The organism is Novosphingobium sp. BL-S-21, from assembly GCF_055521655.1.
On sequence record NZ_JBVFVP010000003.1, the window covers coordinates 361,228 to 376,864 of the forward strand.

The following is a 15,637-nucleotide window of genomic DNA, read 5'->3' on the forward strand; positions in this document are numbered from 1 at the left end:
CTTGGTCGTAAGCCGACATCCGCAAATCATGGTGGGAACGACGGAGCTGTCCCAACCTAGGTCGTTCAGGTTCATTCGCAATTTGGTGAACCGAAAACAGCGCTTGGAAAGCTAGGATGACGTAGTCGCGAACGCTTTGATTGCGAAGCATTTATCGAACCAACGTGCAAGTCGCGCCACGACTAGGACCTTCCGTTCACACGCGAAATCACCACAGTAGCGGTGCGGCTCCGATAAAGCCCGCCGCCTTCGTCCATTCTCTTCAGGGCCAGATCTCCATGGCAGATGTTCGGGGCAGGCTATGCATTTGACCCGAAGGCCATCAAGACTGCGCCGAGCAGACAGTTGCCAAGAGCCGCGTGGCTTGGCTAAACCTTCGGGATGAATAATCGTCCGCTTGCCGCCCGCTGACCATGCTCCGTCCTTGGCAAATAAGCCTCAGTCAACGCATCGACGCCGGACGTAACGAACCGATCTACATGCAGATCATCCAAGCGGTGATCAGGGATATCGAAAGCGGTCGGCTGACGTCGGGCAGCTACTTGCCCAGCAGCCGCGAGTTGGCCGTCAGCTTAGGCATCAACCGCAAGACGGTGGTTTTGGCTTACGAGGATCTTATCGCTCAGGGCTGGCTCTCGTCGGCGGGAACGCGTGGTACGATGGTGTCAACCGCGCTGCCTGATCTGGGTCATTCCCTTGCTCCCCAGGGCCGCGGCGAGACCGCCCGCGCCGAGTACCGCTTCATCGGCGGTCCAGAGCACCCTCTGGCACTGCCTGATGGTCCGGGTCTGAAGCTGGACGAGGGCGCGCCAGATGGACGGTTGTTCCCGGTGGAGCTCCTCTCCCGCGCATATCGCGCGGCCGCCCAGCGGCTAGTACGCACGAACGGCCTGCAGTACCGCGACCCACGCGGCGCCCCGGTGCTGCGCCAAAGCGTGGCCGAAATGCTCAAAAGCCAGCGGGGTCTGCCGGTAACGGCCGAAAACATCTGCATCACGCGCGGCAGCCAGAACAGCATATTCCTCGCCGCCAGCCTGCTCATCCGTCCCGGAGATGCGGTGATCGTAGAGGAACTGACTTACGAGCCTGCCGTCGCGGCCTTCGCCGCTCGCGGCGCGAAGATCGTGCCGGTGGGCCTTGATCGAGACGGCATATGCCTTGAAGACGTGGTACTGGCTTGCCGTCGCAATCGGGTGGCTGCGGTGTTCGTGACGCCGCATCACCAATTCCCGACTACCGTGGCCCTGCGACCGGAACGGCGGCTGCGCCTGCTGGACTTGGCCCGACAGTTCGGTTTTGCGGTGATAGAGGATGATTACGATCACGAGTTTCATTTTGCCTCGCAGCCGCTGTTGCCGATGGCGGCCTATGCGCCGGGGCGTGTGATCTATGCGGGATCGTTGTCCAAGCTGCTTTTGCCGGCGCTGCGCATCGGTTACATCGCCGCGCCCGTCGAGGTGATCGAGGCGTTGGCCCATGTGGTTTCATTAGTAGACGGCATGGGCAATACCCTGACCGAAACCGCCGCTGCCGAACTGATCGTCAGCGGTGAACTCAGTCGACATGCACGCAAAGTGCGCCAAATCTACGCCCAAAGGCGCACCACGTTCGCCGCAACGCTTGACGCCACGCTAGGCGAACGGGTGAGCTACGACATGCCGCCTGGCGGTCTTGCCTTCTGGTTGCGCTTCGCCTCAGAAGCGATGCTGGACCGGATCGAGGCTGGCGCAGCAGCAGCGGGCCTTCGGTTTGCCTCATCCCGCTCGTTCAAGACCCGTGAGGGCGCGCCGCGCGGCCTGCGGATCGGATTCGCCAGCCTGGACCAGCATGAAGCACGCCGGGCGCTGGATGTAATGCGCTCGGTGGTGGACTAAGGAAGCTCGTCGTCGGTTAGCATGTAGAAGGCGGCTCGTTCGCCTCCCGCATCGCCGCCGTCAGTCCCGCATCGGGATGTGCGGCGATAATTTGGGCAAGACTTTCCGGACGTTCGTCCTGGCCGAGCTTGAACGTCGCATCGCAGGATAGCACAGTGGCCCGGAATGCGACGATATGGCGGCTCATCGGTTCATAGCGCTCACCCATTCTCGCCACCGTCCAGCGGCCGGGGTGATCGTTTTCCATGTGCGCGATCAGGCGATCGAGAGCCTCGCCGTTCCTTTCGGACGCGAAGCATACATCTACCTCGAAGCGCGCCACAGCGTAGTTCCAGGTCGGAGCCCATTGCGGCTGCGTCACCAATTCAGGCGAGATATACCCCTGGGCTCCTTGGAACAGGACAAGCGCGCGTGGCTGATCTCGCAGCGCCGCGACCTGAGGATTGGCCAGGGCAAAGTGGCCAACAAGTGCAGCGATGCTTCCGTCGCTCGCCAGATCCGCGACCAGCGGCAACGGCGTCGCGTGGAACGAGGGCGCTGCGGAGACCATCCATGCAAGAGGGTGACGCGCAACCAGCGCTGCTATCTCGCCGGCATTGCGCGGGGACCAACGGCTCATGCACCGGCTCCTGCGTAGCGTTCCTGGCCGCCGACAATCGTGCGCAATACTTCCACGTCCGGCAACCTTTTCGGATCGATGATGGTTGGATCGCTGTCGAGCACCGTGATGTCAGCCAGGAAACCTGGCGCGATCCGCCCGAGCCGGTCCTCCTGAAAGCCGGCGTAGGCATTTGCAGAAGTGTAGGCGGTAAGAGACTGTTCTACCGTAACTTTCTGGACAGGCAGCCAGCCATCCGGGTTGGCGCCATCGATGGTTTGCCGCATGACGGCGGCATGGATGCCTGCCAGGGGGCTGAGAGGGGCGACCGGCCAGTCGGAACCGAATGTCACCGTCGCTCCACTCGTGATCAGTGAGCCGAAGGCATAAGTGCCGTTCAGACGTTTCTCGCCGATACGCTTCACAGCCCAGCGCCCATCGTCAATGGCGTGATAGGGCTGGACAGAAGCAATCACCTTCTGCTTCGCGAAGCGCGGAATAGTGGTGGGTGCCACATGCTGAGCATGCTCGACGCGGAAGCGGCGGTCGCGCGCGCCGTTCAGCGCCTCCACTTCGGCGTAGACGTCAAGGATATCGTCGTTCGCCTCGTCACCGATGGCGTGAACCGTGACATGGAGGCCCGCGCGATCGGCGGCGAGCACCGCTTCGCGAAGTTCGGCAAGCGGCATCACCCTAACACCGCGTGTTCGCGGATCATCAGTATAGGGATCGTGGAACAGCGCGGTGCGTGCACCGAGCGAGCCGTCAACCAGTGCTTTCACCCCGCCCCAGCGCAGCCAGTCGTCGCCGCGACCTTCGGCCTTTACCAGCTCGGCCATTTTTTCCCAGTCATGTAGCGGTACGAAGTTGTAGAAGCGCATGTCTGTCTCGCCTTTGGCGCGCAGGCGGCGCAGAGCGTCGAAACAGTGCCAGTCGAACGGATCAGGAACATGGACCTGCGCGACCCCGTGCGCCAGGCCATGGGCAATCCCGCCGCGCAGCGAGGCTTCGAGTTGGGCGGGTGTCAGCGGCGGAACCACGCGGTCGACGAGCGCCTTGGCGTTGTCCTTCAGGACGCCGGTCGGCTGGCCCATTGCATCCCGTACGATGACCCCGCCTGCCGGATCCGGCGTTTCACGCGTTACACCCGCCAGGCGCAAGGCCAGCGAGTTGCAAAGATAGCTGTGCAGGTCAGTGCGCGGTACGGCAATCGGGGTGTTGGGGCTGACCGCGTCAATCCATTCGCGTGTGGGCAGGTCGCCTCCGATCCGCTGTTCGTCCCACGATCCGCCAAGCAGCCATTGGCCGGGATGGGCCTTCACCGCCGCACCGATGCGGGCCACGAACTCGGCGCGGTCTTTCACATTGAGCAAGTCCGGGCGTGACAGCGTGTTGGAACCGATCAGGAAGTGCGTGTGGTTGTCGGTAAAAGCTGGCAAGGCGAAGGCGCCTTGCAGGCCGACAATCCGGGTGGAAGCGCCAGTGCGCGCCTTCACCGCTCCCGCCCCTACCGCGACGATGCGGTCGCCGATGATGCCGATGGCGTCCGAGCGGGCGCCGGTTCCTGTCCAGACCGTGCCGCCGACCAGCGCGCAGTCCAACGGCGCATCTGCAGCGAAGGCTTGCCGCGCGAACGGCGTGGCCATCGCCGCGAGAGCAGCGCCGGATCCAATAAACCGACGACGATCGAACATGGTGTTCCCCTTGCCATTTCCATGTGAGCATTCTCATCCCTTCTCGGCTCGCTACCGCCAACATCCAACATCGGACAGGACCAAGGGTCCAACGGGACTGACGGGCCCGGAGCATTGGACCCATCGACTTCACGAAAGTGGATGTTCCGCAGGGGCCGCGCTTGCGCTTCATCCTTTGTCGTGCCGCGAGGCAACGTCAGATCGCTCCCGAGGGCGACCGCATGATCAGGGATCTCAAATAATGGAACAGCTTCTCCGCGCACGCCGCCGGTCGATTCTGGCTGGTACGGCTCTCATCGCACTCAGTGCATCTGCCACGCCGGTATTCGCGCAGGCCAAAACGCAGGCTGGCTCCGGCGAAAGTGCCGCTTCCGGACAAGGCGACATCGTCGTCACCGGATCGCGCATCGACCGCCCGGGCTATGAATCGCCTACGCCGCTGCTCCATGTTACTCAGGAAGACTTGCAGATCGTCAGCCGGCCCAACATTGGTGCAGCTCTGGCTGACCTCCCCCAGTTCAAGGCCTCGCAGTCACCGCAGACCTCTGGGACCAACGCGCAGGCGGGCCGCTTTCCCATCAACATCCGCGGTCTGGGCGAGACTCGCTCGCTTGTTCTCGTGGACGGTCGCAGGCTTGTCAGCGACAACGATCTTAACACCGTCCCTTCGATCATGGTCAAAAGCGTGGACATCGTGACTGGGGGTGCTTCCGCGGCTTGGGGATCGGACGCGGTTGCGGGCGTGGTCAACATGATTGTCGATGGGGATTACGAAGGTATCCGCCTCGGCGCGGAAGGCGGAATTTCGTCGCGCGGCGATGCCGGGCAGGTGAGGTACGAAGGCAAGTACGGCACAAGTTTCGCAGGCGGTCGCGGCCACCTTGTGATCGGGGGCGAGTTCGTCGACAACAAGGGCGTCCTCAAGAAGACCGACCGCAAGAACACCGGGCGCTTTGCTACCGTGCGCAATGCGCTGACCCCCGACGTTGGCCATGCCACGCGCCTCATCGGCGGCTACATCACCTCGGGCGCACTACGAGGGTACGGCTTCAACCCCGATGGCACTTTGCGCGTGCCGGATATCGGCACTGTGGTCGGTACTAACATGATTGGCGGTGAGGGCCCCTCGGACGATGAGCGCAGCCCGCTCATCACCCCGCAGAAGCGTTACGCCGCACTTGCCAAGGTTTCCTATGAGCTGGCCGACACGCTCAAGCTCAGCGCGGACTTCCGCTACTCGCGCTATTACAACAATTACACTTGGTTTGGTGACCACACGAACAGCGTCACCATCCGTTCGGACAACGCGTTCTTGAACGAATCCATCCGGCAGGCAATGGCCGCCGCCGGGCAGACCAGCTTCACCATGGCGCGCTATAATGCGGACCTGGCCTACAGCACCATCGATCTCGATCGCCGCAGCGTGCAGGGCACACTCGCCCTTGACGGCAGCTTCGGTGGCGGGCGCTGGCGCTACTCGGCCTATTACAGCCATGGGCAGTACCGCAACAAGATCAACACTCCCGGTTTCCTGCTGACACAGAACTTCGCGAACGCAGTCGACGCAGTGGTTGACCCTTTGACGGGAAATGCCGTTTGCCGCTCAGGCGCGGCAGGCTGCGTGCCACTGAACCTGTTCGGAGAAGGCGCGCCGTCGCAAGCAGCGATCGACTACGTCACAGGCACGCCGCGTTCGAACAGTCTCAACAAGTTGGATACATACGGGGTCTCGCTGCGCGGGGAGCCCTTCGACCTCCCCGCCGGGCCCGTCTCGATCGCGATCGGCGCAGAAGGACGCAGCCTTTCGACGAATACCAAGGTCGGGGAACTTGACGCCGCGCGCGCGTTCTCGACGTTCTATTTTACATCACTTCGCGGCAAGTACGACGTGAAAGAAGCGTTCGGCGAAATCATCGTGCCTTTGATCAAGGACGTTCCGGTGCTTCAAAAGCTGGAGCTGAACGGAGCCGTGCGCGTGTCGGACTACAGCACCAGCGGCACGGTATGGTCGTGGAAGCTGGGCGCCACCAACGAGTTCCTTCCCGGCGTGATCGGCCGCGTCACCCGTTCGCGGGACATCCGCGCGCCCAACATTAGCGAACTCTACTCGAACCGAACGGTCAGCTACGTCAACGTCGTCGATCCGCAATTCGCGGATGAAGGCAGCCGCAGCGTGCTCGTCTACGGCGGCGGCAACGCCGCTCTCCAGCCCGAAAAGTCGGACACCTGGACCGCCGGCGTGACCACTGCTCCCCTGCGCGGCCTGACTGCTTCAGTCGACTACTTCAATATCAAGATCAAGGACGTCATCACCAGCATCGGCGCGCAAGTCCTTGTCGACCGCTGCCAGGGTGGTAACACCAGCCTCTGCGACTACATCACACGCGACGCGACCGGCCGGATAGCCAGCGTCGCGTCTTCGCAGGTCAACCTGTCGCAGTTCAGGACCGACGGGGTCGACGCTGAAATTGCCTATACCCTGCCGGTCGAGAACGAGGCGAGCGGCCGAGTGATCTTCCGCCTCGTCGGCACCTGGGTGAATCATTTCACGACCGACGACGGGACGACCAAGATCGAGTACGTGAAATCGCAAGGCTATGCCTTCGTCAACGGCGTGCCGCGCATTCGTACCAATGCCTCGATCGGCTATTCCAGCGATGGATTCAGCGGGCTGGTGCGTGCGCGTTACATCTCGTCGGGCTATTGGAACCGCACCAGCGCCACGCCGATCACCAACAACCGCATTCCTGCTTATACATATATCGACCTTCAACTGAGCCAGAAAGTGCCGTTCGGCAATGGGGGCAAATCCTTCGAGGTCTACGGCAACGTGGCCAACCTGTTTGACAAGGATCCTCCGCTTAGTTCCGCTTTCTCGCCTTACTACGACGTGATTGGACGCTACATGACGATCGGCGCGCGCCTGGAATTCTGAGGCCGCACGCTTTTCGCTTTCGCCGCCGCAAATGGGGAGGGGGCCGCCTGCAAAATGTGGGATCGGGGCACGCGGGAGATCGCGTGCCCCGTCATGGACGGGCTTTGAAGCAGGCCAAGCGCGCCCAGCATCGCCATACAATACGCGGCTATTCGCCTGCGCAGCTCCGCCGTTTAAACATGGATCCCCTCATATCAGGAGGGGAGCGGCCTCAGTATTCGAAGGACGCCGCGTTGCCCTGCTTTTCATCGAAGTCGGCAGCGGTGCGAACCGCGAGAGCGACATCGTGCTGGCTCATCTCCTCGAACCACTGCGCCTCGCGCTTGCGGGAACGCGGCCATACCTCGTCAAGCGTCGCGGCATCGTAGAGGCGGCCGTTCTGCATCACCAGCGACAGGGATCGGGTGTTGCGAATGTCAGTGGTGGGGTCATCGTCCAGCACCAGAAGGTCCGCCAGCTTGCCCGGCTCAATAGAGCCCAGGTCCAGTGCCCGCCCGATTACCTCGGCCGAACCAATGGTTCCGGCGTGCAGGATTTGTAAGGGGCTTGCGCCGCCGGAGGCCATCGCTTCCAGCTCCCAATGAAAGGACAGCCCCTGCACGACGCCGTGCGCGCCGACACCGAGCAACCCGCCGGCTTTGCCGATATCGCTGGCCTGCCTGGCAAAAAGTGCGAAGCCTTGCCCGTCCGCCCGGTTCCACGTAACGGAATCGCGCTTCGCAGCGAAAGCGAATTCGGGGACGAACCGCCCCAGCTTGCCGTCGAAATCCTGCTGATGCCCTGCCGCCATCGCGCCCATGGCGCTCGGTGCGCCGTAGAGCACAAGCATCGTCGGCACCGTTGACAACCGGGAGCGCACCAGCATCTGAACCATGTCGTCATGGAGCGGTGCAATCGGTAGGCTATGTTCGTTGCCGGCATAGCCGTCCAGCATCTGCGTGACGTCGAGCCGGTAATCGCTGGCGCCCTCGGTGGTGGGCATGAGGCCGAGCGCCTGTGCGCCTTCGATCAAGTGGCGGCGCTGTGCCCGGTCGCCGACCATGTACTGCTTGATGTTGGGCGTCTTGTAGTAATCAGAATAGCGTCGCAGCGTAGCAATGGCATCCTCTCGGCTGTCCATCGGGCTGTTGCGAAACACGCCTTCGCCGGTGGAGAAGGCACGCAGACCCGGCATCAGCCCCGCGTCGATCATGTCGGCATAGCCGAACACGTCAGGGTCAAAGGTCTGCACGTCCAGTCCTGCCGTCACGCCGTAGGCGAGGTTCGCAGCAAAATCCCAATGGCCGATGTCCAGGATGCGGCGGCGCGTTTCGAACCAGTGGGCATGTGCATCAATGAAGCCCGGAATGATGAATTTGCCGGTCACGTCGCGCACTTGCGTGCCCGCCGGTATTTTGAGGGTCCCGCACGGACCGAGCGCGGCAATTCGGTTGTTCTCGATTAGCAGATCGGCATTGTCGATGACCTCTTCGGCCTTCATCGTGACGATCCGCGCCCCGCGCAGCAGCAACCTGCCCCTGGGCACATCGCGCGGCAACACCACATCCAGGACATGGCCGCCGGCGCGCTGCTCGATGACGGCGGGGCCGCCACTTCGGGCAGCATCCACAGGTAGTTGCCGCACCGTGGCGCCGACGGACCATAGCAGCGAGCGCATGTCAGGAGCCCAGTCCATGTAGTCCGCGCCGATAGCAGTGATCCGCCGCGCCTTCGACGCCGGGTCGCTGACGTTTACAGTCGGCGCCGCGCCGTTCTGCGCCGGCGGTACGGGTACCAGATATAGCTGCGAGGCGAGGCGTACTAGCGCCGTGCGGCCGTCGGCGCTCAATTGCGCGTTCTTTAGGGGAGCAGGCGCATCAAAATATTGGCTGTCGGGACGGGCCACCAGCTTCGCCAAATGCCTTGCCCCGCCTTGCCCGACGACTGGACGGGATGATATCCAGCCGTCCGAGTAATAGCGCACGCGCTCCGGATCGGGGTCGCGCCGCAGGTCCATCGCGGCGCCGACTTCGCCCAGCGTGGTTGCTTCGCCGCCGTCAACCGGTACCCGCACCAGCGTCGAGGGCAAGGGACCGAGGCTTTCGGCGGTGCGGTAAAGGCGGTCGCGCTGGCTGGCCGAAAATGCGACCACGTCCCTGCCGCCAGCCAGGAACAGGGGTTCGGAATAGAATGCCGTCTGCGTCGTGATCCGGCGGGGCAGGGTCTTGCCATCCGCCGCCGCGATCCAGACATGCCCGCCTTCCTTCGCGGTCCAGGTGACGTACGTGATGAAGCGCCCGTCGTCCGACCAGCTTGGCTGCCACGCGGAGCCCGGCACGTTGAGACGGCGCGGCTTTGCACCTTTTCGGTTGGCGGCGACATATATGCGGCCCACGGCTCCGAAGACCACTTGTCGGCCGTCTGGCGAAAGGCGGGGCGTCTGGATCACCCGGACGTGGACGGGCCCTGTGTTCACCCGATACTGGCGGCGCAGCGGCAGCGGCATCTCATGCCGCACATGAGCCTCGAACGGAATGTCTGCGATAGCGCCCGAGGTGACGTCGAGCCGCTTCAGGCCGCCGTCAAGACCGACGTAGATGGCCTTGTCGTCAGGAGCAAAAGCCATGCGCGGCATCAGGTCGACGTAGTAACCGCCGGACTGCCCATCGGGATCGAGCGGGCCATGCAGTTTCCGATCGGTTCCTGTCTTCAGATCGTGCAGACGCAGCACGGTACGCTCGTGCTCGCGAGTGACGTAAGCGAGCAGGCGGCCATCGTGGGAGAGGACTGGACGCATCCCCCCGCCGGGGATCGTCAAGTCAGCGTGCTGCGTACGGGTGGCAAGGTCGAAGCGCGCAATGGTCCAATGGGGCAGGGCGCCGCTGCTCCACGTCGTTCCCGCCTTGGTGGCGTAGTAGAGGCTTTTGCCGTCCGGCGAAGCGACAACGCCCATCGCATTACGCCGCTGCGGATGGGGGTCGTCACCGTTAGGCTGCGCTTTCACCAGCACTTCGTGCTGGCCGCTCGCGACATCGAAGGACCACAGCTCGAACGCCAGCACGCCCCAGATCATGCGCGACACGTAGAGCCTCCTGCCGTCCGGCGACCACGCAGGCGAGCCGTAGTGCGGCGCGCCGTATTCTTCCTGGGAGATCCGCCGGGCATTCGTGCCGTCGGCATCGGCAATCCAGAGATTTTCGCGGCCGTCCCGATCGCTGACGAAAGCGATTTGGCGGCCATCGGGAGAGAATACAGGCTGCGTCTCGAAGGCATCGCCTGTAAAAACCGCGCGCGCCTTCCCGCCTTCCGAGGCAAGCGCGTAGATGTCGCCCAGCAGATCGAACAGAATGGTGCGCCCATCGGGTGATACGTCAAGCGCGGGCCAGGTGACTTGTCGGGTATCGTACTCGATCACCCGGCCGGTCAGCGGCGGCAATGTGTCCGCCGCCGCGGTTCCTGCCGCAAAGATGCTGGCAGACAGTGCCATACTTGCTAGAAGCGCCGTATCCGCCAGCCATGTTTTCACTGCATTACCTTTCGCGCCTTATGCTCTGGCTTTCTTTCGCGTTGCCGCGCCTTTTGCGAAACATCCAGTTGGCGAAAGCGTGACGGGTCCAGTCGCCGCGCCAGTGTCAGACCGTGCTTAGCAAGAGGCTGGTCTCGCTGTTCAGCACCCCCTCGATCATGCGCACCTGCCGTAGCACCCGGTCGAACTCGGACAAGCTGGAGGTGCGGATATCCGCCACCAGATCCCAGTTGCCGTTAGTGGTGTGCAGCGTCTGGATCTCGACAATACCGCGCAGCTTCTGAATGACTTGGGTGGTCGACTTGCCGGTGATCTCGATCATCATCACCGCGCGCACGGACAGATCCTCATAGTCGTCGCGCACGCGCACCGTGAAGCCAAGCAGCGTTCCCGTGTCGGTCAGGCGGTCGAGCCGGTTTTGCACCGTACCGCGCGCCACGCCCAAGGCGTCTGCCAGCTTGGACACCGACGCGCGGCCATCCGCGCGCAAATGAGCGATGATCCGCCGATCAAGGTCGTCGGGAATAAACTTGGCGGGGGAGGACAAGGCGAGAGGGTTCCGTCTACGCAGGTTGCGCAAAGATACGATAAAAATTGCTCAAAAACTTGCAGTCTGCAAGCCATCCTTGCGATTTTTACCAGCATAACCCCGGTCTAGGCTGGCCTCGCTTATTCCAGCAAAGGACAGATTATGGCCCCGCCCCCTTCACCGCTTGCCTACATTCCCTTCGTGAGCGTCCAGAACATGATGCGGCTCATCCATCATTTCGGAATCGAGCATGTATTGCGTGACCTCTCCGCGGCGATCGAAGCCGACTATTTGCGCTGGTCGCTGTTTGAAAAGACGCCCCGGCTGGCCTCTCACTCGCAGGAAGGGGTGATCGAGCTGATGCCGACTTCCGACGGCGACGCCTATGCCTTCAAGTACGTCAACGGCCACCCCAGAAACATCGCCAGAGGCCTGCAGACCGTAGCGGCCTTCGGCCTGCTCGCGCGTGTGGACACCGGCTATCCGCTGCTGCTGACCGAAATGACGCTGCTGACGGCGCTGCGTACCGCCGCTACATCGGCAATGGTGGCACGCCACCTCGCTCCCGCCGATTCGCGCGTTATGGCGATAATCGGAAATGGCGCGCAGGCCGAATTTCAGGCGCTGGCCATGAAGGCAATCGTCGGCATCGGCGAAGTGCGTCTTTACGATATCGACCCCGAGGCTACCAGCAAGACCGTGCGTAACCTCGCCGGGGCGGGATTGAAGATTGTCGCCTGCGCATCTTCCCAGGAGGCAATCGAAGGCGCGCAGATCATCACTACCTGTACGGCAGACAAGGCCTATGCCACGATTCTGTCGGACAACATGGTCGGCGCCGGAATCCACATCAACGCGATCGGTGGAGACTGCCCCGGCAAGACCGAGTTGCACCAGGACATCCTAGGGCGCGCGGCCACGTTCGTGGAGTTCGAGCCGCAGACCCGCATCGAGGGCGAAATCCAGCAGATGGATGCCTCCTACGCGGTAACCGAGTTCTGGAAGGTTCTGTCCGGCCAAGCGCAGGGCCGGACCGACGCCCGCCAGATCACCCTGTTCGACAGCGTCGGCTTCGCGATCGAAGACTTCTCCGCCTTGCGCTACCTCCTAAGCAAGCTGGACGGCACGGATTTCTTCCAGCAACTGGACATCATCGCCGATCCCGACGACCCGCGCGACTTGTTCGGCATGTTGCAGCGCGCGGCCTGACCTGACCACGGGCTTGGCCGGCAAAGAATGGAATGCGCGGGCATGGTCCCGCGCCGCCACACGAACTTGGACCTTTACGGTGCATCTGTCGCAGTGAAGAAGCGGCTGACCTGAGATTGGAGACGACTACGATGGGCGAAACGATCCTTGACTGCGTGACGGTAAGCCGCCGCAAGGTTCTGGCCTCGGCGCCCGTTGCGCTGACGACTGCCGCCGCGCCCGCTTTCGCGAAAGCCGCTTCCGCGGCCGTCAGCAACGAAATCGTCATGATGACCGCGACCGACTTATCCGACGCGATCCACCGCAAGGACCTGTCAAGCCGCGAGGTTATGATGGCCCATCTGGCGCAAATCGAAAGGCTAAACCCGCGCTTCAACGCCATCGTCTCGCGCGTGGACAGCAATTCCCTGCTGCGACAGGCAGCTGCAATGGACGAGGATGCCGCCGCCGGTCGCTTCCATGGGCCGCTTCATGGCTTTCCCCATGCTGTGAAGGATACTGCACCGGTAAAAGGCATCGCCAGCACGCAGGGATCGCCGATCCTGCGCAACAATATTCCGGCTGCCGACAGCCTAGTCGTGTCGCGGATGCGCAAGGCGGGCGCGCTCTTCGTCGGCAAGACCAATGTTCCTGAATTCGCGCTCGGCTCACATAGCTACAATCCGCTCTTCGGCACGACCCACAATGCCTATGCTCACGGCAAGGCAGCAGGCGGCAGCACCGGTGGCGGCGCAGTGGCACTGGCGCTTCGGATGCTTCCAGTGACCGATGGCAGCGATTTCGGCGGATCGCTGCGCAACCCGCCGGGCTGGAACAATGTCTTCGGCCTGCGCCCTTCGTTCGGCCGCGTTCCATCCGTTCCCAACAGCGACCTGTTCTGGCAGAATTTCGCCACTTCCGGTCCGCTGGGCCGCACTGTGGCCGACCTTGCCATGCTGCTGTCCGTGCAAGCCGGGGGCGATGTCCGAGCGCCGTTTTCGCTTGGAGACGATCCAGCCCTGTTCGCGGGATCTCTCGATCGGGACTGGAAGGGCGGCAGGATCGGATGGCTCGGGGATCTCGGCGGCGAGCTGCCGATGGAAGCAGGCATCATGGAAACCTGCACGAAGGCGCTCAAGGCGTTCGAAGCGATCGGCATGCAAGTGGAAGCCGCGAGGCTGGCCGAGCCTGCCGCAGACATGTGGCAAACCGCGAAGACTTTGCGCCTGTGGTCGGTCGGAGCAGACCTCCAGGCATTCTACGACGATCCCACTAAGCGTGCGCAGATGAAGCCGGAAGCGATCTGGGAAGTTGAGGGCGGCATGAAGTTGACCGGCCCGCAGCTGGCCGCTGCCTCCGAAGGCCGCACCCGCATCTACAACGCATTCGATGCCGCGTTCGAGCACTTCGACTTTCTGGTGCTGCCCACCGCACAAGTCTTTCCCTTTGACGTGAGCGAGCACTGGCCGACACAGATCGCGGGTAAGGCCATGGACAGCTATCACCGGTGGATGGAAGTAACTCTGCCAGCGACGATGGCCGGGCTTCCTGCGCTGGCGGTGCCGGCGGGCTTCGGCGGCGCGCTAAAGCTGCCTATCGGCCTTCAGATCATCGGCAGGCGACATGCCGATCTGGCTGTTCTGCAAGTGGGCAATGCTTACGAGAAGGCGTCGCCGTGGATCGCGCAAAGCTTGCCCTCGGTGCTAAACGGTTCGAGGTAATTCCAAATCAAGATCAAACTTGATCGCCGGAGGATCGAGATGTCGAGGCTGTTGGAGCCAGTTCACGTAAGCGCTGCGATCCGCTCTAGAACGGTTCTCAAAGAGACTAATCCTATACATTGCGCTTTAGGCGGAGGCGGATAAGCAGGCTGCAACTAATATATTTGTAACACGCGGCTTCGCTTCGTGGGAAAGAACTGTTCGGTGCTTAGCAGGTATGCGGCTGCTTCGTTCAGCGGCTTCCACGATTTGTCGAATCGAACGCGTCGAGTAGGTGAGCAATGACCTGGGTGTCGGGATGGGCTTTCGCCGTGGCGCCCCGGAGATTGGCCTCTGTGGCAAACGACCGGCGCTCGAACGCTTTACCGGTCAGCTTCCCGGCCACATCGGCGGCGGCGTTAAACGACATCAGATCGCCATAGAAGGCGAACTTGCGAGTGGGTATCGCTGCGATCAAGCGCGGCGTGCGCCAGTCGAGCCCCGCGTTGAAGGACGACACCGCAGGCCTGAGGCGTACAGCTTTTGCCGATGCCATGGCCGGGCCGAGTTGGCTCAAGCAGCGTTTGTATTTCCACTACCCGAGCCCCGATCTTGACCTTCAGGGCGGCGATCGAGGGCAAGCCGTCAGGATAACAGAGCGTAAGCACCTTGGCGTAAAAAGCGGCGCTAGAGGACCGGAAGGGGCCGGTGATCACTTCTCTACTATACCTACTAGAGCTCGAAGCTTCTCCGCGTCGGCCTGGGTTGCCGGATTGTAGACGATCATTCCGAGCTCCGGCCTGCCCTCGACGGCAAAAGACGAAAACTCTAGTTTCACAAGCCCTGCCACCGGATGGCGGATCCGCTTCACGCCCTCGCTGTGGGCGACGACGTCGTTATCCTGCCAAAGCATCTGGAATTCCGAACTGAGCCGACTTAACTCCTCGACCAACCTGGCGGCATCCACGCTGTCTTGCGCCCCGGCCCTTGCCACGTCAGCCCGGAAGGCGCCGACGACGAAACGCGCAACGCTGTCCCAATCCTCGTTGCGGGTCCGGCCTTTGCCATTCGTGAACATCAGACGCAGGATGTTGCGCTGGTCCGATGGCAACAGCGAATAGTCCGTGAGCAGCGCCGCTGCAGCTCGGTTCCAACCCAACACATCCCAGATTGCGTTTTTGATGATCGCCGGACTTAGCGCCATTCCATCGAGCACTCGCTGCAATCGCGGGGAAATCCCGTCGACCGCCTGATAGCGCGCCTCAGGCGGACGCCCGAGACCCAGCATGTACAGATGTTCGCGCTCAGGCTCCGTCAACATGAGACTTCTGGCGATCCGGTCCAGCACGTCGGCAGAGGGGGCTCCGCCCCGACCTTGCTCCAGCCAGGTGTACCAAGTCGGGCTAATGTTTGCCCGGCTTGCAACTTCTTCACGGCGCAGTCCAGGCGTACGCCTTCGCCCGCCGCCCAAGCCAAAGGCCGCTGGATCGAGACGCGCGCGGCGATCCCGAAGATAGATGCCTAGTCGGTTCGACCTGTCGCCGGCCATGAACGATCCTGTTGCCGTTTATACCATGATAAAGTCACTACTTTAACAGGTTCAATCTAACCTCC

General features: G+C 62.5%; 10 protein-coding genes. 4 read left to right on the forward strand and 6 right to left on the reverse strand.

The features are described from left to right. The first annotated feature begins 413 nt into the window (after positions 1–413). The gene (gene pdxR / locus ACZ1J6_RS24020; RefSeq protein ID WP_465128799.1) at positions 414–1,874 is read left to right on the forward strand and encodes a MocR-like pyridoxine biosynthesis transcription factor PdxR; all 1,461 of its coding nucleotides are present in this window, start codon (positions 414–416) and stop codon (positions 1,872–1,874) included. Between the two features lie 16 nt (positions 1,875–1,890). Here pdxR and ACZ1J6_RS24025 read toward each other — a convergent pair whose 3' ends face one another. Both ACZ1J6_RS24025 and ACZ1J6_RS24030 read right to left on the reverse strand, forming a co-directional pair. After that, positions 1,891–2,493 (reverse strand): FMN-binding negative transcriptional regulator, encoded by a 603-nt coding sequence (locus ACZ1J6_RS24025; RefSeq protein ID WP_465128800.1) that lies wholly within the window; start codon positions 2,491–2,493, stop codon positions 1,891–1,893. Beyond that, a complete protein-coding gene (locus ACZ1J6_RS24030; protein ID WP_465128801.1) occupies positions 2,490–4,166 on the reverse strand; it encodes an amidohydrolase in 1,677 nt (558 codons plus the stop codon). The genes ACZ1J6_RS24025 and ACZ1J6_RS24030 overlap by 4 nt, the downstream gene beginning before the upstream one ends. A gap of 175 nt (positions 4,167–4,341) precedes the next feature. Between ACZ1J6_RS24030 and ACZ1J6_RS24035 the strand changes: the two genes are divergently transcribed. Further along, positions 4,342–7,101 (forward strand): TonB-dependent receptor domain-containing protein, encoded by a 2,760-nt coding sequence (locus ACZ1J6_RS24035; protein ID WP_465128802.1) that lies wholly within the window; start codon positions 4,342–4,344, stop codon positions 7,099–7,101. 211 nt (positions 7,102–7,312) lie between these two features. Here ACZ1J6_RS24035 and ACZ1J6_RS24040 read toward each other — a convergent pair whose 3' ends face one another. Together ACZ1J6_RS24040 and ACZ1J6_RS24045 are read right to left on the reverse strand one after the other, a co-directional pair. After that, positions 7,313–10,567 carry an amidohydrolase family protein gene (locus tag ACZ1J6_RS24040; RefSeq protein WP_465128803.1) on the reverse strand — a complete coding sequence of 1,085 codons (3,255 nt, stop codon included), beginning with the start codon at positions 10,565–10,567 and terminating at the stop codon, positions 7,313–7,315. Between the two features lie 145 nt (positions 10,568–10,712). Beyond that, entirely contained in the window at positions 10,713–11,153 is a 441-nt protein-coding gene (locus tag ACZ1J6_RS24045) for an Lrp/AsnC family transcriptional regulator (RefSeq protein ID WP_465128804.1), read from the reverse strand. Between the two features lie 141 nt (positions 11,154–11,294). Here ACZ1J6_RS24045 and ACZ1J6_RS24050 point away from each other — a divergent pair, with 141 nt between their 5' ends. Continuing rightward, positions 11,295–12,344 (forward strand): ornithine cyclodeaminase, encoded by a 1,050-nt coding sequence (locus tag ACZ1J6_RS24050; RefSeq protein WP_465128846.1) that lies wholly within the window; start codon positions 11,295–11,297, stop codon positions 12,342–12,344. A 131-nt stretch (positions 12,345–12,475) separates the two neighbouring features. Further along, a complete protein-coding gene (locus ACZ1J6_RS24055) occupies positions 12,476–14,044 on the forward strand; it encodes an amidase (RefSeq protein ID WP_132269451.1) in 1,569 nt (522 codons plus the stop codon). A gap of 232 nt (positions 14,045–14,276) precedes the next feature. On the opposite strand, the gene ACZ1J6_RS24060 is transcribed toward ACZ1J6_RS24055, so the two are convergent. Further along, on the reverse strand, positions 14,277–14,600 hold the full coding sequence (locus tag ACZ1J6_RS24060) for a hypothetical protein (RefSeq protein ID WP_465128805.1): 324 nt from the start codon (positions 14,598–14,600) through the stop codon (positions 14,277–14,279). A 135-nt stretch (positions 14,601–14,735) separates the two neighbouring features. Further along, positions 14,736–15,572, reverse strand: a complete 837-nt coding sequence (locus ACZ1J6_RS24065) for a helix-turn-helix transcriptional regulator (RefSeq protein WP_465128806.1) — start codon at positions 15,570–15,572, stop codon at positions 14,736–14,738. Positions 15,573–15,637: the final 65 nt, after the last annotated feature.

What these genes read in the sequence shown, in the direction of transcription:
- ACZ1J6_RS24065 (WP_465128806.1), bottom strand. Translation starts at nt 15,572, where the DNA reads ATGGCCGGCGACAGGTCGAACCGACTAGGCATCTATCTTCGGGATCGC.
- ACZ1J6_RS24025 (WP_465128800.1), bottom strand. Translation starts at nt 2,493, where the DNA reads ATGAGCCGTTGGTCCCCGCGCAATGCCGGCGAGATAGCAGCGCTGGTT.
- pdxR (WP_465128799.1), top strand. Translation starts at nt 414, where the DNA reads ATGCTCCGTCCTTGGCAAATAAGCCTCAGTCAACGCATCGACGCCGGA.
- ACZ1J6_RS24055 (WP_132269451.1), top strand. Translation starts at nt 12,476, where the DNA reads ATGGGCGAAACGATCCTTGACTGCGTGACGGTAAGCCGCCGCAAGGTT.
- ACZ1J6_RS24040 (WP_465128803.1), bottom strand. Translation starts at nt 10,567, where the DNA reads ATGGCACTGTCTGCCAGCATCTTTGCGGCAGGAACCGCGGCGGCGGAC.
- ACZ1J6_RS24030 (WP_465128801.1), bottom strand. Translation starts at nt 4,166, where the DNA reads ATGTTCGATCGTCGTCGGTTTATTGGATCCGGCGCTGCTCTCGCGGCG.